This is a genomic window from Companilactobacillus sp. y65-5, from assembly GCF_057541095.1.
This window is the reverse complement of record NZ_BAAJOA010000002.1, coordinates 377,833-401,721: the sequence shown is the minus strand read 5'-3', so window position 1 is coordinate 401,721 and position 23,889 is coordinate 377,833. Positions and strand designations below refer to the sequence as shown.

Sequence of the window (23,889 nt, the reverse complement as noted above, 5' to 3'; positions counted from 1 at the left end):
TTTTCAGCCTCTTTTTGTCATCTAATCCATCGTTATAACGCCAAAAAAAATAAGCCTAACGGCTTATCCTAATAAATATCAGTACCACGAATTTCTTTAAGAATCTTAATCGAACCATCTTTGTAAACTAGTATTCCATAGACGATCATACCGATAACGGCACAGATCGAAAGGATGATTGCGGCACCTATCTTGGTCTCGCCATTGATAAACTTCGACAACAGAAGATCAGCGCCATAAACGATGATCAGCATGATGACGGCATCAACGATGATCTTCAGCAAGCGGATAGCCAAAGCTTTATCGACGATTTGATATTGCTTATTGATGATGCGAAAGGCGAAATGTCCCATAATAATGAAGGCAATCGCTGTTGCTACAACTGGACCGAAAGCTCCCATGTAGATGGTCAAAGGATACTGCAACACGATTTTGATCAAATAGGCGATGGCCAAAAAGATCATTGAAGTTTTAGTCTTATTATCTACTTGCAGGAGGTTCTCTAGGATCATGAAGATACAATAGAAGAAGGCCTCGATACATGACACGGCTAAAATCTGAGTCCCCAAGGTACTAGGCTTGTAAAAGGCGGTCCAAAGATGTCGACCGATACCGATCATACCGAAGGTGGCGGGTAAGATGATGAAGACGGTAAATTGGACCATGTTACGAAGTAATTTTTGAATCTCTGCGTGCTTAGCCTTACGGCTAATAAGTGCTGACAAAGCGGGGATGATCGAAGCTGAAACGGAAATAGCCAAGGAAACTAGAACCATGATCAGTTTGTTAGCCTGGAATCCGAACATGGAGTATAGGTCATCGATCGTGCTTTGACTAGCGTGCAGGACATTTTGATAGATCAAAACGAAAGTAGTCTGATCGAATAATTGTAAGACGGTCATGATAGTATCGACTAATAAGAACGGAATCGAAGATTTCAACATTGATCCGAAGTTTACTTGGGTCAATTCACTATCAGGGACTTCGTCGGCAGTCTTGATATCTTCAGCCGGAATCGACTTTCTAACACGAATTCGCATCCAGATCAGGAAGATATAAGCTAAAGTGGCACCGATAAAAGAAGCAAAGGTAGACTGATTGACGGCACTCATATAGCTACCTTTTTGCATGACCATGATGGTATAAGTTGCGTATAACATGTAGGCTACACGGGCGATCTGTTCGATAACTTGAGAAAAAGCTGAGAACGAGATGAAAGCATAACCTTGAATATAGCCCCGCATGATCCCGAGAGCAGGAATGATTAAGAGAGCGACACTCAAGTACTTGATCGGTGTAACGACACGCATGTCCCCAGCCGCAAAAATAATAGCAACGTACTTAGCACCAAAGAACATGAAGATGGCTAAGACGATTCCGACTAAGGTCATGTAGAAACTGTATTTCTTGAGTAATTTTTCACTCTGATCATAACGCCCTAAAGCATTATGTGCAGCGACTTCTTTGGAGATGGCTGATGGGATACCAGCGGTGGCGATGATCAGAAACAAGTTGTAGATATTATAAACTTTTCCGTATAACGCATTCGCTGCTCCTAGAGCAATGGGTCCGATCCAGATATTCCAAGGGATGATATAGACTACGGCTAGGATCCTTGAAAAAATACCAGAGATCGAAATCCAAAGCGAACTTTTAAGTAGTGAATCTTTTTTCATTTCAATTTCCTAACTATTTATAAAATACTGCTACAAAAATCAACACGATCAGAGCAGGCAATCCCTGTAGATATAATATTTTTTTAGTGGCAGTGAAAGCACCATAGACAGCGACAACGATGATGTAGACCATCAAAAGGATCATGATAGTTTTTAGAACGGCACCAGTAAAAAATAAAATCATAGCTAGGATCAAAACACCTAACATTCCGTTATAGATTCCTTGGTTCGATAGAGCAGTCTGAGCATTTTTTTGTTTGACAAAATCTAATGGCATATCAAAGGCAGCGGCTTGCTTTTCTGGAGCTGCGAATATTTCTAGAATAGCAATTCCAATATGTTCTAGGGCAATCAATGCGACTAGAAATAAGGTAAGAATTTCCATAAATAATTTCCCCTCCTCTTAGGGTATGTCTACTATAATAAACTGTTTTTACAGTCTTCACAATGTTACACCTGAATGTTGGACTAAAAAGAGAAATAATATTAAAAGAATTATATAATTAACTTAGTAGAAACTTCGAAAGGATGAGTTAGATGCAGATTACGACTAAGAAAATTTTGTCAGATTCTTTAAAGAGTATTTTGGTCAAAAAACCAGTCGATAAAATTACGGTTAAAGATATCGTCAGTGAATGTGGTTTAACTCGTCAGACCTTTTATAATTATTTTTCTGACATTTATGAGTTGGTGGAATGGACGGCTAAGATGGCGGCGGAACGGTCTTTGGCTAATGTTGCTGACTACGAAAATTGGCAACACGGATTTTATAACGTTATGGTGGCGATCAAAGATAATAAGGATTTAATCATGCATACTTATCAGTCAGTCTATCGTGATTTATTTGAGAAGTATATTTACGAGGTGATTTACAGTTATATCATCGTTGTAGTCGAGCGTCAGGCAGTCGGCATGGTCGTTGATCAGAAGCACAAGGATTTCATCGCGCACTTTTATACGTTAGCGTTCATCTCGCTGATTTTTGAATGGGTCAAGGATGGGATGAAGGAAGATCCAAAGGATATCGTAGAACAAACTGGGGTCCTAGTTCAAGGAGATTTCAAGAAGGCACTCAAGAAATATGCGGAGTAGTGGTTTACAAAAGTTGGGAAGTGTAAATTTATTTTACACTTCTCTTTTTTTGTAAATTGTTTGATCGATAATGTGGGCTTATCTTAGATGCAAGGCAAATAAAACGAAAGAGGGTCAACAGAATGAATATTTATAAAACAATGTATCATCCACACAAACCAGCTGGGGTCGACGATCGTCAAGCAAATATCGTCGGTGGTGGTATCGCTGGTTTAGCAACTGCTGTCTTTTTGATCGACGACGCTAAGATGCCCGCCAGAAATATTACGATTTATGAGAAGAAACCAGTCATGGGTGGCTCGATGGACGGAACTAAGAGCAATCAAGGTTATCTCTGTCGTGCTGAGCGTGAACTGGAGCCATACATGGAGTGCCTGTGGTATCTTTGTAGCAAGATTCCATCATTGGAAAACGAAGGCAGAACCGTCCTAGATGATGTTGTGGACTTCAACCGTGATGAACCTATTCACAGTGAAGCACGTGTTATCATCGACCAAGGTAAGATCGACGGTCACTATCACGAATACAAGTTAGCTCCTCAATACGCTGCCGCAATGAGTAAGATCGTTGCTTCTTCTGAGGAAGAATTAGCTGACAAGAGTTTAAATGATTTCTTTGACAAAGACTTTTTCAGAACTAACTTCTGGACTTGCTTCCACAGTCAATTAGCATTCAAAGATTATCACAGTGTTATCGAATGCCGTCGCTATTGGCAAAGATTTACTTTTATCGCTCGTCACGAATATCTCGAAGGTTTCATCCATACTAAATATAACGAATATGACGCAATTATTTTGCCTATTGAGAGATTCTTGATCGATCACGGTGTAAAGTTTGTTAACAACTTCTCTGTCTACGATCTCGCCTTCGACGACAACAACAATACAGTGCAAAAAATCTTGGCTCGCCAAGATGGTGCTGAAGTTGAAGTTCCTGTTCAAGCTAGAGACTTAGTCTTCGTAACGACAGGTTCGATCAGTGAGAACAGTACTTTCGGTGACAATAAGACAGTTGCTGTAACTAACACTGATACAGAAGATATGGGTACTTTCACTATCTGGAAGAATCTAGCTAAAAAAGATGACAAATTCGGTCATCCTGAAAAATTCTTAGGTCAGATCGACAAGACGAAGTGGATCTCATTCTTCCCAACAGTCAAAGACTATCCAGAATTCTTCAAACGTGTCGAAGAGTTATCAGGTAGTAAAGCTGGTACTGGTGGTTTGATGACCTTCAAAGATTCTAATTGGGACATGTCATTCGAACTACATCACAAACCATTCTTCCCATATCAAGCTGATGATGAAGAAGTTGGCTGGGGCTATGGTTTGTATGGTGAAAATATCGGTAACTACATCAAGAAACGCATGTGGGATTGTACTGGTGACGAAATCTTGACGGAATTGCTCTATCATCTGGGCATGCTCGACATCAAGGATGAAGTATTGGCACACACATACATGTCGACAGCAATGATGCCATACTGTACTAGTCAATTCATGCCTAGAAAATATGGTGATCGTCCTAAGGTTGTTCCCGATGGCTGTACTAATCTCGCCCTACTAGGCCAGTTCGTTGAAATCGACGATGATGTAGTATTCACCGTTGAAACTTCAGTTCGGACAGGTTTGGAATCAGTTTATGCCTTGCTAGACGTTGAAAAAGATGTATTGGAAGTTAACCCTTCTCGTTACGACATTCGTTATCTGTTGGAACGTATCAAGAGATTCAGAGGTATCAAGGGTCAAGTTACAGCTGATGACTTACCAGCGATCACACCTGAATCAATACCACAGATCACGCAACAAGCACTACACTTGATCAATAATGTTCCACCATATTATCAAATGTATCTAGGACGTGACCAGACGATCCCTACTAAAGAGTCAGTCTTACATCCTAAAGCACCACATACCAAGTAGAAGTAACATCTAACAGATTGAATTACTCCCAAGTGTTGTCTCTTAAATTCCATAATATACAATAGAGAGGTTGGCAGACGTCAGCCTCTTTTTTCTGCAAAAAAATTGCAGAAGGGACTAAAAAAGACCGCCATCGGCAGTCTTTTAGTTTTTAGCTATCATTACGTATTTTTGTTCGAACTTACCTCGTTGTAGAATTTTTGATTGACGGATACTATCCATCTCTTCGTAATTGATCGAGGCGTCATTCAAAATTGCGCGCATTACTTCTTCCAAGTCCCCCAACTCTTCAACAAGACTGGCGCGAGTGTCAGCGGCCTTAACTTCTTGGGCCTCCTCGACTAATTTATCACGAAGCGACGTTCGATATTCATCGTTAGACAGTATTTCGAACTCAGCTTTCCCTTCGGCAATATCCGGTATTTTATCACGAACTAATTTTTTCATATATCTTCCCCCTACGAAACTAATAAATAGTCTGTAAAAGAATTTTACCATAATTATTGGTCTAGAGGTTTGATTTGTATTCCAGAATGTCGCCCGGTTGGCATTCTAGGACTTGGCAAATTGCCTCAAGGGTCGAAAAGCGAATGGCTTTAGCCTTACCATTTTTGAGGATCGACAAATTTGCCATCGTCAGACCGACTTTTTGAGACAGCTCGGTCAAACTCATTTTTCTTTTGGCTAACATTACATCTAAGTTAATTACAATCATAGCGATGGCTCTTTTTCTATATTAGAGTGGGTGGTACTGGAGGGGCGAGTGATACTGCGGAGGATCCGTTCTAGGACATTAGTGAAGACGCCTAATGTCAAGGCGACTGAAATCAAAAATCCGTTCATGAACAGTCCAACGGGGGAATAATCGTCAGATAGTATCTCTGAGAATACGGGGATGAGCAGGGTGTAAATGACGGTGATCGTATAAAAACAGCGCTTGATCATTTGGACTGAATGCAAGCTGGCACTGGAAAAAATACGGTGTTGATCAGTCAAATTCAACAGTTTCCAAGTTAGGTAAATAATGCCATAGGAGATCAAACCAGACAGATAGAGACCGATGGTGAAGAAGACTTGTTGGCCTCTAAAACTATAATCCGTCGTAGTGATCAAGTCAGGGAACAGGAACCAAAAAATCAGTGCTAATAAAAAAATCAAGATCACTAAGACGAAACGTAAAAATTTTGTTAGTAATTTCATAGTGTTTCCCTCCTGATGACGAGATGATCGTCCAGTGCCGACTGCATGATCTTTTGAAGTAAGTGAGTGAAGATGCCCATCGTCAGACCGACCACGATAAAAATCACATCGACCATGATAGGTGCGGGAGCTTTTTCGATTTTTGCGATTTCCATGGCACCGACAAAGGCTAGTAAGTAGCAGATGCTGATGCTGTAAAATGAAATTTTGATGACTTTGATAGCGAAGAAATTCGCCATTGAAAAGATTTTTTTGTGATCGATCAAGTACAACAGTCTCCACGTGAAGAAGATGATCGAGTAGGATAAGATAGCTGATAAATATAGTAATATCCCAAACCAGATCGTAAGGAATAAGGGTGAGTTATTGGAGTTCATGTAGCCTAGTAAGTTAGGGAACATCATTATGATCGTACGAGTTAGAAAAAGTAGCATCCAACAAAGTGTTAAACGTAAAAAAATCGTCAGTAGTTTCATTTTTCTCCTCCTAAATCGTTAAGTCGTTTTCAGATTTGATTTCGATTGCTTGGTGGAGCAGTTTTTGTAACATGCTGGCGAAGATGGCGATGACTAAGGCTGCACCCGAGAAGACTAAACAGACGAGGATCACGCCCGGTGCGTCATCTTTATCGGCAAAGATGAAGAATATTGGTAGTTCTAGGATGTAGATTAGGCAGATGAGATAGGCGTAGTTCTTGATATTTTTCAAAGCCAGGACTGATTTATGTGAAAAGGCAGCCTGTCGGTCGATCAGATTCAGTAATTTCATTGCCTGATAAAGCACTAAGAAAAATAAAATTGCTGTGCTGTATAAGCCCAAGCCTAATAAGGTCGGGAAAATCAGATTAGGGATGAGATTGTGTGCCCCAATCAAATAATGTGGCGCTACGATGGTACACATCAAGACCATAGCTAGCGCCATGACGTAAATAGTAATCCTCAAGAAGATGGTTTCTTTCTTCATTTTAGTGACACCTCATTAATAATTTATGACTTTAGTATAGCATGCATTTATCGATAAAAAATAAATAATTATCATTTTACAATAAAAAAAGACCGTGACAGCGTCACGGTCAGTGTATCTAACTTACTAGTTTTAAACCAATAACAGAAATAATTATCAAGAAGATAAAGAAAAAACGTTTGAAACTCTTGGACTCATTGAAGAGCCACATATTCATCAAGGAACCACCGGCAGCGCCGATCCCGGTCCAGATCGAGTAACCGATCGACATGGGGAGGGTCTGCAGTGATAGATACAAAAAGGAGAAACTAAAGATAAAAGAAATTATCATCGCGGCTAAGGCCGTTTTTTTCTTGGTCGATGAGTAAAATCCGAGGGATGTAACGCCGGACATCTCACCGCACCCCGCCAATATCAAAAAAATCCAATCCATAATTAATGAGCCTGTCTTTCTTCGATGTCAGTGACTATCTTTAGTCCGATCACACCGATGGTTAGTAGGAGAATGAAGAATAATTTGGGCCAACTGAAAGGTTCGTGATAGACTAGGACCCCCGCCAAGACGACGAAGAGTGAACCCAATCCCACGTAGACCGCATAGGTCGTCCCCGCGGGAATATTCTTACTGGCATCTATCATCAAATAAAAACTCAAGATCAAGATTGCAATTACTACGATGGCTGATATGAGTGAATGTTCGTGTTTCATAGCTGAAACCCAAACGACCTCAAGTAGTGCACCGATAAAGATTTCGAACCAACTTCTGGACATAATGTCACCTCTAAATAATTTTGTGCTAGTAACTAATTTACTTGAGATACGTTAATAGTCAATCGCAAATTAAGCGTAAAAATTGATAAAAAAAATAGTAACATGATACGATATTATCAATTAAATCCAACAAAGTAGCTGATAATTATGAACAGGGTAAATGTTGAAGTATTTGGCATATATGGGAGTATCTTCCTATTAGCACTCGTCGGCATTATTGTAGCATTAGTTGTCAACGACCTGCTGCGACGGAGAATGATTTTAGCGTGCAATTCTTTATTAGACGATAATAATAAGATATCAAAAGTAGCCTTGGATCAAGAGACCAAGAACTATTTGCTCAGCAATCATCACAGTCATCTTTATCGAATCGATGAAAAAATCGAGCGTGAAGGTGGTGTTTTGAAGTATCAACTGTGCTTGAGGAAGAAGACTTTCAAATTTTATTTGAAGAAACGCAACTTTTGGAGCTACGATGTATTGGCAGTCAAAATGAATTAGATTTTAGTTGGGAACTTGCGACCTCAGTCACGAGTTCTTTTTATTTTTTTGTGATAACTCAGTGAAATTATCTGGAAAATGCTCGCAAGTTATGATTTTGTTTGATTGACTAACTTATCAAAATCAGCTACCATGTTTATAAATTTTACCTATCTAATAGGCAAACAATAATAGGAGGCTTATTCATGTCGGCATGGGAAACAAAATTTGATAAAAAAGGATTCACTTTTGATGACGTTCTACTGGTACCTGCGGAGAGTCACGTTCTGCCAAACGAGGTTGATCTATCGGTTCAATTAGCAAAAAATATTAAATTGAACACACCAATCTTGAGTGCAAGTATGGATACTGTTACAGAAGCACCAATGGCTATTGCGATGGCTCGTCAAGGTGGTTTGGGTGTTATTCACAAGAATATGTCCATCGAACAACAAGCAGACGAAGTTCTAAAAGTAAAACGCTCAGAAAATGGAGTTATTATCGATCCAATCTACTTAACAGTCGATGCTCCAGTAAGTGCCGCTGAAGATTTGATGCACACTTATCGAATCAGTGGTGTGCCAATTGTTTCTAATACCGAAGAATTAAAATTAGTCGGGATCATTACTAATCGTGACCTTCGCTTTATCGACGATTACTCAGTAAAAATCGATACAGTTATGACTCGCGAGAATTTGATCACAGCACCCGTTGGAACTTCATTGGAGGATGCTGAAAAGATTTTGCAAAAACACAAGATCGAAAAATTACCATTGATCGATAAGAACGGCCGTCTAGGCGGACTAGTAACGATCAAAGATATTGAAAAGTTACAACAATTTCCTAATGCCGCCAAAGACCAATATGGTCGTTTACTAGTCGCTGCCGCAGTCGGCGTTACAAGTGATACCTTCGACCGTGCTGCCGCATTGCTCAATGCCGGAGCTGATGCGATCATCATCGATACAGCCCATGGTCATTCTGCCGGTGTGCTTCGTAAGATCTCAGAGATCCGCGCGAAGTTCCCAGACGCAACTTTGATTGCTGGTAATGTTGCAACTGCTGAGGGTACACGTGCCTTGTATGACGCTGGTATTGATGTCGTTAAAGTTGGTATTGGACCTGGTTCTATCTGTACGACTAGAATCGTTGCCGGTGTCGGTGTTCCACAACTAACAGCCATTTATGATGCTGCCAGTGTAGCGCATGAATATGGCAAGACGATCATCGCTGATGGTGGTATCAAGTATTCTGGTGATATGGTCAAAGCGCTAGCCGGTGGTGGTAACGCCGTTATGCTTGGCTCGATGTTGGCTGGTACTGATGAAGCACCTGGCGATTTCGAAATTTATCAAGGTCGTCGTTTTAAGACTTACCGTGGAATGGGTAGCTTGGCTGCCATGTCACATGGTTCATCAGATCGTTACTTCCAAGGTGGAGTTAACGAAGCTAATAAGCTAGTTCCAGAAGGTATCGAAGGTCGTGTCGCAGCTAAAGGTGCTGTCGGCGACGTGATTTATCAAATGCTAGGTGGACTACGTTCAGGTATGGGTTACGTAGGTGCACACGATTTGAAGGAATTACAAGATGCTCAATTCGTTCAAATCTCAAACGCAGGTTTGAAAGAATCACATCCACATGACGTTACGATCACTAAAGAAGCTCCTAACTATTCAGTTCGTTAATAAGATTCAAAAAAATATGCCAACCGGAAAATTCCCGATCGGCATATTTTTTTTAGTCACGATATTTTTTCAGTCGTTCGTAATTATCAGTGTTTATTTCTGAACCGATGATACCAGTGATCATCAGTGCAACTGGAAAAATATTGCTCAGGACATTACTGATACCCGTGAAGGCCATGATGTCTAGTCTAAAAAAGTGATTGACGACTAGTAATGAAAGTTTGATGAATAAAAAGATAAACCCTAACATGAAGGTCACATTAAAAGCAGTTTTTAATCGGGAAGCGGTAGTCTTATGAGCCATAGCAGTAACTCCTATTCGCTTATTTCAGCGTCCATTTTTCTTAGTAGTTTTAATAAAATTTTGGTTTCGTCTTTTGATAGTGGTGCAATTACTTGATTTTCTACTTCTGCGAAGAGATGTCCCAATTCTTTGATGATCGCCATACCTTTGTCAGTCAAAAAGATACGCTTGTTACGGTCGCTATGACGGTCACGTCGTCTTATAACGTAGCCGTCACGCTCTAAATTCTTTAACATGCTGGAGACACTGGCGTCTCGGATACTCAAAAATTCCGCGATCTCACGCTGGATCATCCCCGGAGTTTTTTCGATCAGTTCCAAAGTCCTAGCTTGCTGGACCGTTAAATCGTATTTGTTGGACTTTTCATTGAAAAGCCTCTGTTGGTTAAAAAGTATAGAATGCATTAAATAATTGGTTTCCTGGGCACACTCGTCCATAATTCCCTCCGTATTACATAGATACGTTTAGTATAGCATATGGAAATATTAAACTGGTATAGATACTGTTAAATCAGCGTTTAAAAATTTAAATCTCTCATTGTTAGATATTTAATCATTAAATACTTGACAGTCGCCTCTATTGGTATTATAACTTTACTTGTCAATATTTTAATTCTTAGATATCTAAGTGTTAAAAATGAGATAAATAAAAAGTAAAGAAGTGAGAATAATGTTGTTACGTCATGCGGAAATGAAAGATTTGCCACAAATTAAACAAATAATCTTAGATGGGAAGGCCCACCTGGCGGCCCAGAATATCAATCAATGGAGGGGACAATATCCGAATATGGATGTCCTAGTTCATGATATTCAGAATGGGTACAACTTTGTTCTCGCTGAAGGTGATGAGGTTCTTGGGACTGTCTCAGCTATTCCCGGACCAGATATGAGCTATCAAACACTCGATGGCGAATGGTTGACGGAAGAGGGAGAATACATCGCACTTCATCGCGTTGCAGTGTCAGCGAATCACCGTGGCGAGGGCCTATCCACTAAGTTATTCAATGCTGTGTTGGACGAACTATCACTTAATCCAACGATCAGAGGCATCAGAGTCGATACACACAAAGAAAATTTTGGCATGCAACATGTCATCAAGAAGTCAGGTTTCCAAGAGACTGGTTTCGTTAAAGTGCTCAATAGTAGCAATATAGAACAAGTTTATAACATCGGTTATGAGAAGCTCAATCTACCTGTTTCTCTTCCAATGGCAAACTAAAAGAGACCATGCGGTCTCTTTTTTTTTAACTATTTTTTTTGACTAAACTGTGCCAATATCCATAACCAAAGTAGATCAGCAAGCCGATCCCAGTCCAGATACCGTACATATGCCAAGTGAATGGCTGTAATTGTGTCATCAAATAAATGCAGGCTACGAAAGAAACTAGAGGAAAGATGGGATATAGCGGTACCTTGAAGGCAGGCTTGAGTTCTCTAGTGTTCTTGCCGTGGCGCAGGAAGATCACACCGATGGAGGTGGATGCAAAAGCTAGTAAGGTACCGATATTAACTAATTCAGTGATTTTATCGATCGGTAAAACGGCGGCGGCGATGGCAGCTGCCAATCCAACTAAGAGCGTACTGTTGGCGGGGATGCTCTTTTTGTTTACAGCTTTGAAGCTCTTGGGCAATAAACCATCGCGACTGAATGAATAGATCAATCGGGTACCACCATACATGATGACGAGTAAGACGGTCGTCATACCCATAACGGCACCTAGTGAGATGATACCAGATGCCCAGTTTTGATTGAGCAGATTGAGGGCGTGAGCCACAGGGTCAGCTACGTTCAATTGTTTATAGTTAACTGCCCCGACGAGCACGAATGATACCAGACTATACAAGATCGCAACCACCAGCAATGAGACGATGATACCGATCGGCATGTTGCGTTTAGGATTCTTGACTTCCTCACTAGCGGTCGAGACGACATCGAAGCCTAAGAAGGCATAGAAGGCGACTGAGGCACCTTTACCGATCCCGCTCCAGCCGAATGGTAGAAATGGATTGTAGTTTTCTGGTTTGACGAAGAAGGCAGCAACGACTACGAATAATAAGATGACGAAGATTTTGACGTAAACCATGATAGCGTTGATCCGGACAGATTCAGTCAATCCTTGTAGCAACAAGGTCGTTGCCAAGAGCACGATGACGAAGGCGATCACGTCAAAACGACCTTGATAATTGCCATTGGTGTTAGCGGCCGATTGGAGCGCCTTAGGCAACGTTACTCCAAAACCTGCCAGTAGGTTTCGGAAGTACGCAGACCAGCTGACAGCCGTTGATGCGGCCGCAAAGAGGTATTCTGATACCAAAGACCATCCGACTATCCAAGCGATGATTTCCCCATAGACTGAATATGAGTAGGTATAGGCACTACCGGCTAAAGGGATCGTAGAAGCGAACTCAGAGTAACAAAAGGCAGCACCGATACAGACTAGTGCCGCAAAAAGATACGTAAAAATAACCCCAGGACCAGCGTAGTTAGCGGCAATGATCCCCGGTGTGATGAAGATACCTGAACCAACGATCACGCCGACGCCCATGATAACTAGGTCTTTGGCAACGAGTGTTCTTGTAAGGATCACATCTTTATTTTTTAAGTCGTTGACGACATCTTTTTTTCTGAAGAACGACGGCATAGCTATCTCCTCTAATTTTTTTCTAATTAGATTAGTATAATACAAATGACATCAATAATGGGAGTTATCCCATACTTTTTTTGAACAAAGTGATAATATTTTAATTAATGAATTATCTAATGAGGGGTGAAGTTATGTCATTTGATTTTGATAAAATAAATAATCGTTTTAATACTTCTTCTGTTAAGTGGAATGTTAAGGAAAATGAGTTGCCCATGTGGGTAGCGGATATGGACTTTCAGACGGCACCTGAGATTTTGGAAGCAATGCATAAGTCCATCGACGGAGGTATCTTTGGTTATCAATTAGTACCCGACAAGTATTATGAAGCCGTGATTGATTGGTTTGAAAAAGAACACGACTTTAAACCAAACAGGGACTGGTTGCTCTTTAGTACTGGCGTTCTACCTTCGATCTCAGCTGTGATTCGCCATTTGACTGATGTAGGCGACAACATCTTGTTACAAGAACCAAATTACAATGCGTTTTATGGTGTGATCGAACATAACGGTCGTAACGTTACAAATAATGAATTGGTCTATGAAGATGGCACTTATAAAATCGACTGGGAGGACTTGGCAACCAAACTAGCTGATCCACAAACGACAGCGATGATCGTCTGCAATCCACACAACCCCACAGGACATATTTGGAACAAGGAGACGCTGACAAGAGTTGGTCAATTGGCTAAAGAACACAATGTCATGATCATTTCAGATGAGATCCACGGTGATCTCTCTATGCCTGGACACGGATATACGCCGTTTTCATCACTAGACTCACAAGTTGCTGAAAATAGTATCTCACTAGTCTCACCAACGAAGACTTTTAACTTAGCTCAGTTACACGCTTCAACTGTCATCGTACCTAACGCAAATCTTCGTGCTCGAGTAGAGCGTGCCATTTCGATCGATGACCAGATAGAACCGGGTATCTTAGCAATCGATGGCACGATAGCCGCATATACGCAAGGACATGAGTGGCTATCTGGATTGAGACAGTATGTGGATATCAATCGCCAATTGTTAGTTGATTATGTTGAGAAGAACATCCCCGAATTGAGTGTCGTTAAGAGTGATGCAACTTACTTGGCTTGGATCGACTGTACTAAGGTCACTGACGATTCAGCAGCGTTGAATAATTTCATTCGTGAAGAAACTGGTCTGTACTTAGCAGAGGGTACTAAGTATCGCGGTAATGGTGATCAGTTCTTGAGGATCAACCTAGCTACGAACAAGTCACGAGTTGAAGATGGACTGCAACGACTTGAACGCGGTGTTAAATCGTACTTGAGCACGAATAAATAATTTCAGTGTTTGATGGAATGACCGTAACAAATCGCGGCGATCAAAAAACCACCGATCAATGAAAGGACAGCAGAGATTTCGACTGGACCGTGTAGGATGATGTTGCCCAATAAAATGACAATGGAGATGGCTAAAACTATGGAGAGACTCTTGATAGTTTTAGTCATTTTTTGATACCTTTTCGGCGACTATTGCAAAAGTCAGCGGGATCTGCGGTGCATCATCAGGCAAAGTGAACCAATCATCCTTCTGCACTAATTCAGGTAGTGACTGCCACTCAGTTCGTGGGTATTCACCGAGAAACTTGATCGTCAGTCCTGCTGATAATAGTGCTGAGGTTATTTCTTGAAAATCGTGATTCCAATTGTGATTGGTCGTGTGCGTTATTTGAAAATCACTGCTGTCAGTATACGAGTCAGCGCTCTCATAAGTATCTACATTAAGGTTGAAATAATCAGCTGACACATTCATGGATTCAAAATTCAAGGCACTCAATATCGGATGATCATCACGAATCAAGAAATGACCGCCATCGAGCAAGAGCTGGTAGATCGACTCAGCCCAATCATTCAAGTCCGGCAACCAAGTGATCGTCCCCATACTGGTGACGACGATATCGAATTGTTTGGCAATCTTACTCGAAGCAAAACGGGCATCTCCTTGGATATAAGTGATGTCAGTATCAGCCTTTGAGGATATTTCACGAGCATGGAGCAAAGAATTTTCCGAAAAGTCCAATCCGTAGACTTCTTTAGCACCCAGGCGCTGCCAAGAGAGCGTGTCAGTTCCAATGTGACATTGTAGATGTAGTAAGTCTAATCCGGAGATACTGTGATCAGGTAAAAAAGGCTTTATCACGTCATAGTCGTGCTTAGTCGTGATCGAAATATTATTCTGATCGTTGATTAGTTCATCGACCTCATAAAAATCAGACTGTACGTGCACCTCGGCACGGTCATTCCAATTGGCCTGGTTATCCAAAATATCTTGTTGAATATTTTCACTTTTCATGGGCTACCTCCTCTAATAACAACAGATTAACAGACATTAAGAGCTAATCAAAACGATATCAGATATAATGAAATTAATACTATTTGGAGGTGTCACATGCCACAACTGAAAACCGGATTTACTAACATACAGACGCTAGATCCTGAGATTATTGTCGACTTGCGTTACGCCACTACCAATAACTTCACCGAACAGGTGGTGTATGATTTCACCACGGCGATCGCTAGAACAGGAACTGCCGAAAAACTAGCTGTCGTCAGTGGAGAATTAAAAAAACAAGGTTATCGTATCAAAGTTTGGGATGCCTTTCGCCCAGTCAAGGCACAGGAACGGTTATTTGAGGTTTATCCCGATCCCGAATTCGTTGCCAAGCCGAATCCGAACTTCTCTCATCAAAAAGGAGTGACCTTTGACTTAACGCTCTGTGATCTGGAAGGTAATGAATTGGAGATGCCGACGTTATTCGATGATTTCACAGCCAAAGCTCATCGTGGCGCTGATTGTTCAGCTGAAGCTAAGAAACATTATCAGATCCTTGATGACGCAATGTTAGAGGCCGGCTTCGTCGGTTATGAAAACGAATGGTGGGATTATCGCGATGCTGATATGGACGACTACGAACCAGCCGCCGCTGACCCTAATGACTACAAATAACTAAATAATTGACAAAGTTTTTAGATTACTATAATCTCAACGTAACTTAATATGCAGGCTCTTCTGGAGACTGCTTTTTTATTTTTCTGGGGGAATATCATGGAGCTTTTTATATCAGCAGTAGTTATTTTGCTATTAGTAGCTATTAGTAATTTGATTGCTAAATTTATCAAAGTTATACCTAGGTCGTATATTAACTTATTCGTCGGGATAATTTTTGCATGTATTCCTGCAATCAGCTCACTGGTCATCGGTTTTGACTCTGAATTTTTCATGGTCTTCATCATTGCCCCATTACTATTTTTTGATGGACAGCAGACACGAAGTTTCATCGTCCAAAAAGGATTTCGAGATATTTTAGGTACAGCCATCGTCCTAGCCTTGATCTCGGCTGTGGTTGGTTTGTTCGCCATCAACAAAATCTTCGAGGTCGCCTTACCATTAGCGTTGATCATGGTAGCCATCAGTACACCGACCGATGCGACAGCACTGGATTCAGTCCGTGAAGGTCGCAACGTTCCCAAGCGAACGGAAACGGTTTTGAAGATGGAATCATTATTCAATGATGCTTCAGGGATTATTTTGTTGCAGGCGGCGGTCGTCTGGTACAAGACCGGTGAGTTATCATACACTCAGAATTTGGGAGATTTTTTGTTTTCAGCGATCGGTGGGGTGATTTTTGGAGTGATCGTCGCCTTTATCACGATGTTGATTCGGCAGATGATCATTCGTAGTCGTTGGAACGTGACTTCATCACATTTGATAATTTACTTTGCGACTCCGATTTTGATCTATTTGATCTCTGAGGAATTGAAGTTATCCGGGATCATCGCTGTAGTCAGTGCAGGCTTGATCTTCAATGGTGAGATGAGCCGTAGTCGTTTTTCGATTCCGCGCTATTTGAGTTTCTTCAATCAAACAGTCAATTTTATTGGCGGGGCACTGAATAGTTATGTCTTCGTAGTTTTAGGGATCTCTATTGCACGGATCGTGACCGAGCAGCGTGCTGAGATGACTTCGACCTTGAAATGGCTGTGGATCGGGATAGTTATTTATTTGGTCTCAGTGACGATCAGATATTTGTATGCACGATCGTTAGCCAAAGATTCGCGGATCGAATCGATCACCTTTGCTTTTGGTGGAGTTCATGGAGCCGTCACTTTAGCCTTGGCCTTCTCCCTGACTGGTATGGGCATTAGAGGTAATAATTTTGACTTGATACTGTTGACCGAGTCAGTCGTGATCGTGTTGAGCATGTTAGTACCCACGATCTTTTTCAAGTTCATTTTGGACCCTATCCTAGACGAGGATGACTTACGGGAAAAATCTAAGCGAGTACGTGAGAAGATGGTCGGCATCGGCATCAACTACGTGCGTGACTTAGAGATATCTCCAGCCGTAAAAGAGAGCGTGACCTTTGACTTGTTGGATCAAACTAGACGAACGACGGTGAAAGAATTCCTCAGACAATGGCGGGGGGTCAATAATACACGCTATGTATTCAGCGGTTTTCAAGCTGTTGAAGAACGTCAGATCTTGATGAATGCTTTTGAGAAAGAACGAGAATTTTTGTACGAGTTACTAGATGGTGTAGCCTTAGAGGAAGCACAGTATATTTATGATGTTTATAGTGAATTATTGATCTCGGAATCATTAGTTCTCGATTATTAAGGGTCTAAGTCAAATCGTATTGGTGAGACAATTTAGACTCATTAAAACCGCTGAATAAAGCGGTTTTTTTATTGCGAAGAATATTTCATGGTATGCTTATAATAATCTACCTCAAGGAGAGAACCATGTTTAATTTATCATTCCTAATGTTAGAGCGCGTTGGACTAGTAATCATTTTGGCCTATTTATTAGTTAGTATTCCTCCACTCCGTCAGCTTTTATATAAAAATCAATCCCCCTCTGATAAAGTCAGGCTCGTCTTGATATTTTCGATATTCGCCATTTTTTCAAATTTGACTGGAATCGAAATTGACCAGAATAATAACATTATTACTTCGGGAATTATTTTCAGCCTGCCACCCGAATATTCAATTGCCAACACAAGACTGTTGTCAGTCACCGTTTCTGGTATCGTTGGTGGACCGTATGTGGGAATGATCGTCGGTTTGATAACTGGGATCCATCGGGTGCTTCAAGGTGGGATCGCCGGTTGGTTTTATATCCCCAGTTCGATCATCGTTGGTTTATTATCGGGGATCTTGTTCAAACAAAAGCAACAAGCTAATGACAATCGAATCATGTTGATGACCCCTAGACAAGGCTTGATCGTCGGATTCACGATGGAATTGGTTCAAATGGTATTTATTCTTTTCTTTAGTCCGACTCGTTTGGAATTGGTCAAGTTTATTTTTGTACCAGTTATCGTTGCGAATACAATTGGAACATTTATTTTCCTGACGATCATCAAAATGTTTTTGAATCAAGAAACAGAAACACGTGCCGTTCAGACTCACGATGTGCTTGACCTTGCTGATACCACCTTACCGTATTTGCGAAACGGGTTAAATTTGTCGTCTGCCGGTGCAGTAGTCTCGATCATTCAAAAATATACTAATTACTCCGCTATCAGTTTGACCTCCACAAAAGAGATCCTCGCCTATATCGGTGCCGGTAGTGACCATCACGTCCCGACAAAAAATTTGGTAACGAAACTTTCAGAAAAAGTCATCAAAACTAACAAAGTCAATATTGCTCACAACAAGTCAGAAATAGGCTGTTCCAATCCAAATTGTCCACTTGAAGCAGCAATCGTCGTTCCTTTGAGTGTTGACGAAAAAGTATTTGGAACTTTGAAGATGTATTTCACTGATAATAAAATGTTGACACCAGTGGATATCCAATTAGCTGAAGGGTTAGGCTCGATTTTCTCCAGTCAAATTGCCTTAGGAGAAGCAGAAAATCAGTCAAAATTGTTGAAAGATGCTAAAATCAAATCGCTTCAAGCGCAAATCAATCCACATTTTTTCTTCAATGCCATCAATACTATCTCCGCAATGATCAGGATAGACGCCACCAAAGCACGAAGCTTGTTGATCGAGCTAAGTACCTATTTCCGGGCCAATTTGACTAGCATCCGCGAAACAAAAATCAATTTGAGCCAGGAGTTAGAACACGTTGACGCATACCTAAGTTTGGAACAAGCACGCTTTCCAGATAAATATCAGATCGATTTTGACATCGAGACACCTGATTCGGTGATCTTGCCACCATTTACGATCCAGGTTTTATTGGAAAATGCCATTAAACACGCCTTTCATGACCGTAAAAAAAATAATATCGTCAACATTAATGTCACTCATCCCGATAATAATTTGCAGATACAAGTCAAAGATAATGGTTTTGGAATTGATGAAAGTAAACTTGCCCTCCTTGGAAAAGAAGTAGTTCCTTCTGAATCCGGGAGTGGAACGGCATTACAAAATCTCAATCAACGTCTGCAAGGATTATACAATTCTGACGGAAAAATGAAGATTGAAACTAACGAAAATGGAACCAATATCATCGTGACGATTCCATATGAGGAGGCAAACAATGAAAATATTAGTCGTTGATGACGAACCACTTGCACGTGAGGAACTTAAATACTTACTTGAACAAAACTCATTAGTCAGTTTTGTCGATCAGGCGGAATCAGTTGATTCAGCCAAGGACAAATTATTAGGAAACAATTTTGATTTAATATTTTTGGATATCGAATTAGGAAATCAAAGCGGCTTCGATTTAGCAAAAACGCTCAAACAATTAACTAACCAACCTCGAATCATTTTTGCGACTGCATATAATCAGTATGCTTTGGATGCCTTTGAAGTAAATGCTATTGATTATATCTTGAAGCCTTTTGATCCAAAGAGAATCGACCAAGCCTTAGAAAAGGCAAAACCGTTAATAAAAGAAAATACGACGATAATTCAAGAGTCCAATCGTATCTCAGTTACGATCGATGATCGAACGATTGTTTTGAAAATAGCTGACATTTTGTATGTTTATACTGAAGCGGGCAAATTAAACATTACAACTGCCGAACAGACCTATCCAAGCAGGCAAACTCTAGCTCATTTTTTCAAGTCACTTGATCCCAGACAGTTTATGCAAGTTCATCGTAGTTATATCGTTAATGTCTCTGAGATATTGTCTGCAGAGCCTAGTTTTAACAATACTTATTTGTTAACAATGAGTAATCACGACAAGGTTCCAGTCGCTCGATCTTATGTTAGTCAAATGAAAGCTGCACTTGGGATGTAATCGATTGCATTTCAACCGCTCATTTTGTCATTTCATCTCGAATATATGTCATTCTAACCAAAAAAACGCCAATTTGATTGGCGTTTTTGTATACTCTGGTTGTTAAGTAATTCACGTAATTGGAGGATGTTGAAATGACCAAAGAAAAAGAAACAAAACAAAGCGCACCGGTTTTAGTCCAACTTGGGATTTTTTCAGGAGTATTGTTCGTCTCAAGTTTTCTCTCATCACTCTTTCCTAAAAACTTCCCAGTACCAACTCCGGTCATCGGATTAGTACTGTTGTACTTACTGTTGACAACACACATTATCAAACTGGAATGGGTCGACAGCTTGAGTAGCTTTCTAATTAGTATTATCGGATTCCTCTTCATTCCATCAGGAATCTCACTTGCTGGTAGTTTAGGAATCATGCAAGCGCAAGGTCTACAAATTATTACTGTAATAATCATCTCAACCATCATCATGCTGGTTGTCACTACTTACGTAACTTTGTTCTTCATCAAAGTAAAGAGTCATTTGGCTAAACCAAAGGCAAAAACTCGTAAGGCACCAATTTTCATTAAACAACAGATCCAAGGGGGTACATCAAAATGACAACCACATTAGCACTTCCATTTTTCGGAATCTTTTTATCATTATTTGTATTCTTGATTGGACAATATTTATTTAAAAAAACAAATGGATTTTTCATTTTCCAACCGCTATTTTTAGGAACCGTTTTAGGAATATTGATTTTAGTCTTGATCGCTGTTGGTTTAAAAATGCCTGTCGAAAATGTTTATACTAATTTATATAAACCGGGTGGGGACATTGTCTTCTGGTTCTTAGGACCAGCCACTATCGCCTTTGCTATCCCGCTTTACAAACGAAATGATGTCGTTAAAAAATATTGGGTCGAGATCTTACTGTCATTGATCATTGGTACTGCCGTTTCTATGGTCTTGATCATCTTAGTTTCAAAACTTATGGGATTAGATCAAGCTGCAACATTGGCAATGTTACCGCAAGCCGCAACAACTGCAATCGCCCTACCAATTTCAACTGCTATTGGTGGAAGCACAGCAATTACCGCCTTAGCGGTTATCCTCAACGCCGTTATCATTTACGCTTTAGGTGACTATTTGATCAAAATGTTCAAACTCGACAAATCTGACATTGGTTTAGGTCTTGGACTTGGAACTGCTGGACATACGATTGGTTCAGCAAAAGCCTTAGAAATAGGCGCAATCCCAGGATCCATGGCATCAATTTCAGTTATCGTTATCGGAATCGTCGTTGACTTGATTGCTCCAATTTTTGCAAATCTAGTCTAGCAACAGAGCTCAAAAAATAGCATTCAACTAAAAGTTGAATGCTATTTTTGTATATTACTTGATTATCATCATCAAAACTGGAACTACGAATAGGCTCAAAATGGTGGTCTCTGTTACCATAATAGCGGCGTAATTGGCGTCTGCGTGGTATAACTTAGCCACGACAGGTGCGTTGGTCATAACTGGCATGGCTGCTTGAATAATGAAGACTTGTTTCATCAAGGCAGGACCAGGTATGAAGAGGAATAGGGCACTCATCAGTAACGGTGCACAGATGAAGCGTCCGAATAAGATCCCGACATTCTCCTTGTGGAGAGTAACATTGGCTAATCCGGCGTTATAGATCGAGATACCGATGAATAACATTGAGAGCGGGATAGTCAGATTACCGACATATTGCAAGTCTGACATCAAGAATGATGGCAATTCGACGTGCAAGATGACTAGGATCAAACCGATGATAAATCCTAATAGTGGAGGTGAGAATAACTTGGAAAGTGTAGTTTTCCAATTAAATGAGCCTTTTTTCTCACCGTCGATCTGGATCAAATAGGTTCCCAGAGTCCAGAAGAAAGTAGTATTTGCCATGTAGTAAACCAATACATAGGGCAAGCTTTGTGAGCCGAACAATGCCATATTGACAGGTAGGCCGACGAAAACAGTATTTGAGTTGAAGAACATTGATGAGAATAAACCTTGTTGGCTCTTATCAATGTGTAATATCTTGATCATCAAGACCGAGATACCGATCAAAATTGTCATCGACAAACAAGGTATGACTAGATTAGGTAGCAATCTGATCAACTTATTGGCCGTAAAGTCACTTGTGATCGTATAGATCATGTATGCAGGCAGTGCGACTTGTGTGACTAGTTTTGCGATCAGCTTAGTAGCGTCATCTGAAAACCAGTCATTACGAGCTAGAACGTATCCGACTGCGATTAGAACGATAATTATTAAAATCCCCTGAACACTCTGAAAAAATACTCCCATATAGTTTGCCTCTTTAGAAAAAAATATATGACCCCTATCATACACCATTCCTTGCGTGTTTTAAAAGTTAATCTTCAATAGAATCCGTGTCGTCGTCAGTGTCATCAGTGGATTTTTGTGCAGCTAATTTGTCCACACGATGTTCTCTGATGAAATAGATCAATGTCATGATCACTAGGAATACTACACCTACTAATAGTGAAACGGTAGTTTCTGGATTCAGAAACATGAAGAATAAAATCACTAGTAGAGAAATAATAGAAAGGTAGTTACTGATAGGATATAGCGGCATTTTGAAGGGATGTTCCGGCATGTGTTCCGCATTGATCTTTCTAAAGCGTAACTCACTGAATAAAATAACGAACCAAGGCACCATACCGGGTAAAACACTAGAGCTATATACGATAACGAAGATATTATTTGAAGTGTGGAAAATAGCAGGTAATGCAAAATTCAAAATCAAACCTAATAAGATACCTACGGACATAACGATTACAGGTAGATAAGGTACGTTATGACGCGATAACTTTGTGAAAGCCTTTGGTAGACGGTGTTCTATACCTAATGTATAGAGCATCCGACTGGAACTGAAGATTCCAGAATTACATCCTGATAGTGCAGCAGTCAAGACGACGAAGTTGATGATCTCAGCCGCAAAGGTAATTCCGAACTTAGCGAATGTTTCAGTAAAAGGTGAACCGATCGTACCGAGCTTGTTCCAAGGGTAGATCGTCACGATAACAAAGATCGCACCAATATAGAAGATCAAAATTCTACCAACGATAGAGCGGATAGCATGTGTGATCGTTTCTTTGGGATTCTCAGCCTCACCAGCAGTAATACCGATGACCTCGATACCCTGATAGGACGCGACGACGATGGATAAGGCAAAGATGAATCCCTTGAGTCCGCCGGTGAAGAAGCCGCCGTTTTTCCAAAGATTACTAAAGCCAACGGGATGTCCACCGTTACCGAAACCGAGTAAGATCACTAATAGTCCTAAAATAATCATGAAGATGATCGTAACGACTTTGATGATCGAGAACCAAAATTCCAATTCGCCATAAGCTTTAACTGAGGTTAGGTTGGCGACACCTAATGTAATTACGACGACGATGCCGACGATCCACTGCGGTAGATTAGGCCACCAGAAACTCAAATAAGTCCCGACGGCTATAACCTCACTGATACCAACTACTAACCACTGAAAGACGCTACTCCAAGCAGTCAAATATCCAACAACAGGATGGATGTATTCCGTACCGAATTTTGCGAAGGATCCAGTCGAAGGATCGACGTATAGCATTTCACCTAATGCCCGCATGACCATATATAAAATAAGTCCGGCTAATGCATAGGCAAGTAGAACTGAAGGCCCGGTCCACTTGATCGTGGAGGCGGAACCCATGAATAATCCAACTCCGATTGTTCCCCCAAGTGCAATCATCTGCATTTGACGTGAAGACAGGCTTCGTTTCAGTTTTTCTTCGTCCATAAATAGACAGTCCCCCTTCATTTGTTTAAGAATGATAAACAAATGTACAATTTATTGATACTATAATACTATACCTTTTCAGTAAAGTGCATGATTTTATGAAAATAAATTAAAAAAATTTTAATT

At 40.6% G+C, this 23,889-nt stretch carries 28 protein-coding genes; 12 read left to right on the top strand and 16 right to left on the bottom strand.

The window, feature by feature from the left end:
* Positions 1–68: 68 nt before the first annotated feature.
* Positions 69–1,676: a putative polysaccharide biosynthesis protein gene (locus tag AC27FM_RS05985; protein WP_487086718.1), complete on the bottom strand. Its 1,608-nt coding sequence runs from the start codon at positions 1,674–1,676 to the stop codon at positions 69–71.
* A gap of 13 nt (positions 1,677–1,689) precedes the next feature.
* Positions 1,690–2,061 (bottom strand): DUF1304 domain-containing protein, encoded by a 372-nt coding sequence (locus tag AC27FM_RS05980; protein WP_487086717.1) that lies wholly within the window; start codon positions 2,059–2,061, stop codon positions 1,690–1,692.
* 152 nt (positions 2,062–2,213) lie between these two features.
* Here AC27FM_RS05980 and AC27FM_RS05975 point away from each other — a divergent pair, with 152 nt between their 5' ends.
* Both AC27FM_RS05975 and AC27FM_RS05970 read left to right on the top strand, forming a co-directional pair.
* Entirely contained in the window at positions 2,214–2,768 is a 555-nt protein-coding gene (locus tag AC27FM_RS05975; RefSeq protein WP_487086715.1) for a TetR/AcrR family transcriptional regulator, read from the top strand.
* Between the two features lie 122 nt (positions 2,769–2,890).
* Positions 2,891–4,690, top strand: coding sequence for an oleate hydratase (locus AC27FM_RS05970; RefSeq protein ID WP_487086714.1), 1,800 nt, complete (start codon positions 2,891–2,893; stop codon positions 4,688–4,690).
* Positions 4,691–4,834: 144 nt separating this feature from the next.
* Here the strand turns inward: AC27FM_RS05970 and AC27FM_RS05965 are convergent, their stop codons facing one another.
* The 7 genes from AC27FM_RS05965 to AC27FM_RS05935 form a co-directional block, all read right to left on the bottom strand.
* Positions 4,835–5,137, bottom strand: coding sequence for a nucleoside triphosphate pyrophosphohydrolase (locus AC27FM_RS05965; RefSeq protein WP_487086712.1), 303 nt, complete (start codon positions 5,135–5,137; stop codon positions 4,835–4,837).
* A gap of 61 nt (positions 5,138–5,198) precedes the next feature.
* Positions 5,199–5,405, bottom strand: coding sequence for a helix-turn-helix domain-containing protein (locus AC27FM_RS05960; RefSeq protein WP_487086711.1), 207 nt, complete (start codon positions 5,403–5,405; stop codon positions 5,199–5,201).
* A complete protein-coding gene (locus AC27FM_RS05955) occupies positions 5,402–5,890 on the bottom strand; it encodes a DUF2975 domain-containing protein (RefSeq protein WP_487086709.1) in 489 nt (162 codons plus the stop codon). Before AC27FM_RS05955 ends, AC27FM_RS05960 begins: the two co-directional genes overlap by 4 nt.
* Positions 5,887–6,366 (bottom strand): DUF2975 domain-containing protein, encoded by a 480-nt coding sequence (locus AC27FM_RS05950; RefSeq protein ID WP_487086708.1) that lies wholly within the window; start codon positions 6,364–6,366, stop codon positions 5,887–5,889. The genes AC27FM_RS05955 and AC27FM_RS05950 overlap by 4 nt, the downstream gene beginning before the upstream one ends.
* Positions 6,367–6,376: 10 nt before the next feature.
* Positions 6,377–6,853, bottom strand: a complete 477-nt coding sequence (locus AC27FM_RS05945) for a DUF2975 domain-containing protein (protein WP_487086706.1) — start codon at positions 6,851–6,853, stop codon at positions 6,377–6,379.
* A 118-nt stretch (positions 6,854–6,971) separates the two neighbouring features.
* The gene (locus AC27FM_RS05940) at positions 6,972–7,286 is read right to left on the bottom strand and encodes a DMT family transporter (RefSeq protein WP_487086704.1); all 315 of its coding nucleotides are present in this window, start codon (positions 7,284–7,286) and stop codon (positions 6,972–6,974) included.
* A 2-nt stretch (positions 7,287–7,288) separates the two neighbouring features.
* Positions 7,289–7,624, bottom strand: coding sequence for a DMT family transporter (locus tag AC27FM_RS05935; RefSeq protein WP_487086702.1), 336 nt, complete (start codon positions 7,622–7,624; stop codon positions 7,289–7,291).
* A 147-nt stretch (positions 7,625–7,771) separates the two neighbouring features.
* Here AC27FM_RS05935 and AC27FM_RS05930 point away from each other — a divergent pair, with 147 nt between their 5' ends.
* Positions 7,772–8,125: a hypothetical protein gene (locus tag AC27FM_RS05930; protein WP_487086700.1), complete on the top strand. Its 354-nt coding sequence runs from the start codon at positions 7,772–7,774 to the stop codon at positions 8,123–8,125.
* Between the two features lie 185 nt (positions 8,126–8,310).
* A complete protein-coding gene (gene guaB, locus AC27FM_RS05925; RefSeq protein ID WP_487086698.1) occupies positions 8,311–9,789 on the top strand; it encodes an IMP dehydrogenase in 1,479 nt (492 codons plus the stop codon).
* Positions 9,790–9,841: 52 nt separating this feature from the next.
* On the opposite strand, the gene AC27FM_RS05920 is transcribed toward guaB, so the two are convergent.
* On the bottom strand, positions 9,842–10,093 hold the full coding sequence (locus tag AC27FM_RS05920) for a hypothetical protein (protein WP_487086696.1): 252 nt from the start codon (positions 10,091–10,093) through the stop codon (positions 9,842–9,844).
* Positions 10,094–10,104: 11 nt separating this feature from the next.
* Complete coding sequence (locus tag AC27FM_RS05915; protein WP_487086695.1) at positions 10,105–10,530, bottom strand: MarR family winged helix-turn-helix transcriptional regulator; 426 nt, start codon at positions 10,528–10,530, stop codon at positions 10,105–10,107.
* Positions 10,531–10,762: 232 nt separating this feature from the next.
* Here AC27FM_RS05915 and AC27FM_RS05910 point away from each other — a divergent pair, with 232 nt between their 5' ends.
* Positions 10,763–11,311 (top strand): GNAT family N-acetyltransferase, encoded by a 549-nt coding sequence (locus AC27FM_RS05910; protein WP_487086694.1) that lies wholly within the window; start codon positions 10,763–10,765, stop codon positions 11,309–11,311.
* Between the two features lie 25 nt (positions 11,312–11,336).
* Here AC27FM_RS05910 and AC27FM_RS05905 read toward each other — a convergent pair whose 3' ends face one another.
* Positions 11,337–12,734 carry an amino acid permease gene (locus AC27FM_RS05905; protein ID WP_487086692.1) on the bottom strand — a complete coding sequence of 466 codons (1,398 nt, stop codon included), beginning with the start codon at positions 12,732–12,734 and terminating at the stop codon, positions 11,337–11,339.
* A gap of 134 nt (positions 12,735–12,868) precedes the next feature.
* Here AC27FM_RS05905 and AC27FM_RS05900 point away from each other — a divergent pair, with 134 nt between their 5' ends.
* A complete protein-coding gene (locus AC27FM_RS05900; RefSeq protein ID WP_487086690.1) occupies positions 12,869–14,041 on the top strand; it encodes a MalY/PatB family protein in 1,173 nt (390 codons plus the stop codon).
* A gap of 2 nt (positions 14,042–14,043) precedes the next feature.
* On the opposite strand, the gene AC27FM_RS05895 is transcribed toward AC27FM_RS05900, so the two are convergent.
* Together AC27FM_RS05895 and AC27FM_RS05890 are read right to left on the bottom strand one after the other, a co-directional pair.
* Positions 14,044–14,208 (bottom strand): hypothetical protein, encoded by a 165-nt coding sequence (locus AC27FM_RS05895; RefSeq protein ID WP_487086688.1) that lies wholly within the window; start codon positions 14,206–14,208, stop codon positions 14,044–14,046.
* Positions 14,201–15,052, bottom strand: a complete 852-nt coding sequence (locus AC27FM_RS05890) for a class I SAM-dependent methyltransferase (RefSeq protein WP_487086686.1) — start codon at positions 15,050–15,052, stop codon at positions 14,201–14,203. Before AC27FM_RS05890 ends, AC27FM_RS05895 begins: the two co-directional genes overlap by 8 nt.
* A gap of 96 nt (positions 15,053–15,148) precedes the next feature.
* Here AC27FM_RS05890 and AC27FM_RS05885 point away from each other — a divergent pair, with 96 nt between their 5' ends.
* The 6 genes from AC27FM_RS05885 to lrgB all read left to right on the top strand — a co-directional run bounded on the left by AC27FM_RS05885 (position 15,149) and on the right by lrgB (position 21,275).
* Entirely contained in the window at positions 15,149–15,706 is a 558-nt protein-coding gene (locus AC27FM_RS05885) for a M15 family metallopeptidase (protein WP_487086685.1), read from the top strand.
* Between the two features lie 99 nt (positions 15,707–15,805).
* Entirely contained in the window at positions 15,806–17,377 is a 1,572-nt protein-coding gene (locus AC27FM_RS05880) for a cation:proton antiporter (protein ID WP_487086684.1), read from the top strand.
* A gap of 125 nt (positions 17,378–17,502) precedes the next feature.
* Positions 17,503–19,269 carry a LytS/YhcK type 5TM receptor domain-containing protein gene (locus tag AC27FM_RS05875; protein ID WP_487086682.1) on the top strand — a complete coding sequence of 589 codons (1,767 nt, stop codon included), beginning with the start codon at positions 17,503–17,505 and terminating at the stop codon, positions 19,267–19,269.
* Entirely contained in the window at positions 19,250–19,960 is a 711-nt protein-coding gene (locus AC27FM_RS05870) for a LytR/AlgR family response regulator transcription factor (RefSeq protein WP_487086680.1), read from the top strand. The genes AC27FM_RS05875 and AC27FM_RS05870 overlap by 20 nt, the downstream gene beginning before the upstream one ends.
* Before the next feature lie 134 nt (positions 19,961–20,094).
* Entirely contained in the window at positions 20,095–20,556 is a 462-nt protein-coding gene (locus AC27FM_RS05865) for a CidA/LrgA family protein (protein WP_487086679.1), read from the top strand.
* On the top strand, positions 20,553–21,275 hold the full coding sequence (lrgB, locus tag AC27FM_RS05860; RefSeq protein WP_487086678.1) for an antiholin-like protein LrgB: 723 nt from the start codon (positions 20,553–20,555) through the stop codon (positions 21,273–21,275). Before AC27FM_RS05865 ends, lrgB begins: the two co-directional genes overlap by 4 nt.
* Before the next feature lie 54 nt (positions 21,276–21,329).
* On the opposite strand, the gene AC27FM_RS05855 is transcribed toward lrgB, so the two are convergent.
* Together AC27FM_RS05855 and AC27FM_RS05850 are read right to left on the bottom strand one after the other, a co-directional pair.
* Positions 21,330–22,268, bottom strand: a complete 939-nt coding sequence (locus AC27FM_RS05855) for an AEC family transporter (RefSeq protein ID WP_487086676.1) — start codon at positions 22,266–22,268, stop codon at positions 21,330–21,332.
* Between the two features lie 67 nt (positions 22,269–22,335).
* Positions 22,336–23,763 (bottom strand): amino acid permease, encoded by a 1,428-nt coding sequence (locus tag AC27FM_RS05850; protein ID WP_487086675.1) that lies wholly within the window; start codon positions 23,761–23,763, stop codon positions 22,336–22,338.
* Positions 23,764–23,889 lie beyond the last annotated feature (126 nt).

Excerpts from the sequence above, each read along its gene's own strand:
- AC27FM_RS05985 (WP_487086718.1), bottom strand. The coding sequence starts at position 1,676 with ATGAAAAAAGATTCACTACTTAAAAGTTCGCTTTGGATTTCGATCTCT.
- AC27FM_RS05980 (WP_487086717.1), bottom strand. The coding sequence starts at position 2,061 with ATGGAAATTCTTACCTTATTTCTAGTCGCATTGATTGCCCTAGAACAT.
- AC27FM_RS05975 (WP_487086715.1), top strand. The coding sequence starts at position 2,214 with ATGCAGATTACGACTAAGAAAATTTTGTCAGATTCTTTAAAGAGTATT.
- AC27FM_RS05970 (WP_487086714.1), top strand. The coding sequence starts at position 2,891 with ATGAATATTTATAAAACAATGTATCATCCACACAAACCAGCTGGGGTC.
- AC27FM_RS05965 (WP_487086712.1), bottom strand. The coding sequence starts at position 5,137 with ATGAAAAAATTAGTTCGTGATAAAATACCGGATATTGCCGAAGGGAAA.
- AC27FM_RS05960 (WP_487086711.1), bottom strand. The coding sequence starts at position 5,405 with ATGATTGTAATTAACTTAGATGTAATGTTAGCCAAAAGAAAAATGAGT.
- AC27FM_RS05955 (WP_487086709.1), bottom strand. The coding sequence starts at position 5,890 with ATGAAATTACTAACAAAATTTTTACGTTTCGTCTTAGTGATCTTGATT.
- AC27FM_RS05950 (WP_487086708.1), bottom strand. The coding sequence starts at position 6,366 with ATGAAACTACTGACGATTTTTTTACGTTTAACACTTTGTTGGATGCTA.
- AC27FM_RS05945 (WP_487086706.1), bottom strand. The coding sequence starts at position 6,853 with ATGAAGAAAGAAACCATCTTCTTGAGGATTACTATTTACGTCATGGCG.
- AC27FM_RS05940 (WP_487086704.1), bottom strand. The coding sequence starts at position 7,286 with ATGGATTGGATTTTTTTGATATTGGCGGGGTGCGGTGAGATGTCCGGC.
- AC27FM_RS05935 (WP_487086702.1), bottom strand. The coding sequence starts at position 7,624 with ATGTCCAGAAGTTGGTTCGAAATCTTTATCGGTGCACTACTTGAGGTC.
- AC27FM_RS05930 (WP_487086700.1), top strand. The coding sequence starts at position 7,772 with ATGAACAGGGTAAATGTTGAAGTATTTGGCATATATGGGAGTATCTTC.
- guaB (WP_487086698.1), top strand. The coding sequence starts at position 8,311 with ATGTCGGCATGGGAAACAAAATTTGATAAAAAAGGATTCACTTTTGAT.
- AC27FM_RS05920 (WP_487086696.1), bottom strand. The coding sequence starts at position 10,093 with ATGGCTCATAAGACTACCGCTTCCCGATTAAAAACTGCTTTTAATGTG.
- AC27FM_RS05915 (WP_487086695.1), bottom strand. The coding sequence starts at position 10,530 with ATGGACGAGTGTGCCCAGGAAACCAATTATTTAATGCATTCTATACTT.
- AC27FM_RS05910 (WP_487086694.1), top strand. The coding sequence starts at position 10,763 with ATGTTGTTACGTCATGCGGAAATGAAAGATTTGCCACAAATTAAACAA.
- AC27FM_RS05905 (WP_487086692.1), bottom strand. The coding sequence starts at position 12,734 with ATGCCGTCGTTCTTCAGAAAAAAAGATGTCGTCAACGACTTAAAAAAT.
- AC27FM_RS05900 (WP_487086690.1), top strand. The coding sequence starts at position 12,869 with ATGTCATTTGATTTTGATAAAATAAATAATCGTTTTAATACTTCTTCT.
- AC27FM_RS05895 (WP_487086688.1), bottom strand. The coding sequence starts at position 14,208 with ATGACTAAAACTATCAAGAGTCTCTCCATAGTTTTAGCCATCTCCATT.
- AC27FM_RS05890 (WP_487086686.1), bottom strand. The coding sequence starts at position 15,052 with ATGAAAAGTGAAAATATTCAACAAGATATTTTGGATAACCAGGCCAAT.
- AC27FM_RS05885 (WP_487086685.1), top strand. The coding sequence starts at position 15,149 with ATGCCACAACTGAAAACCGGATTTACTAACATACAGACGCTAGATCCT.
- AC27FM_RS05880 (WP_487086684.1), top strand. The coding sequence starts at position 15,806 with ATGGAGCTTTTTATATCAGCAGTAGTTATTTTGCTATTAGTAGCTATT.
- AC27FM_RS05875 (WP_487086682.1), top strand. The coding sequence starts at position 17,503 with ATGTTTAATTTATCATTCCTAATGTTAGAGCGCGTTGGACTAGTAATC.
- AC27FM_RS05870 (WP_487086680.1), top strand. The coding sequence starts at position 19,250 with ATGAAAATATTAGTCGTTGATGACGAACCACTTGCACGTGAGGAACTT.
- AC27FM_RS05865 (WP_487086679.1), top strand. The coding sequence starts at position 20,095 with ATGACCAAAGAAAAAGAAACAAAACAAAGCGCACCGGTTTTAGTCCAA.
- lrgB (WP_487086678.1), top strand. The coding sequence starts at position 20,553 with ATGACAACCACATTAGCACTTCCATTTTTCGGAATCTTTTTATCATTA.
- AC27FM_RS05855 (WP_487086676.1), bottom strand. The coding sequence starts at position 22,268 with ATGGGAGTATTTTTTCAGAGTGTTCAGGGGATTTTAATAATTATCGTT.
- AC27FM_RS05850 (WP_487086675.1), bottom strand. The coding sequence starts at position 23,763 with ATGGACGAAGAAAAACTGAAACGAAGCCTGTCTTCACGTCAAATGCAG.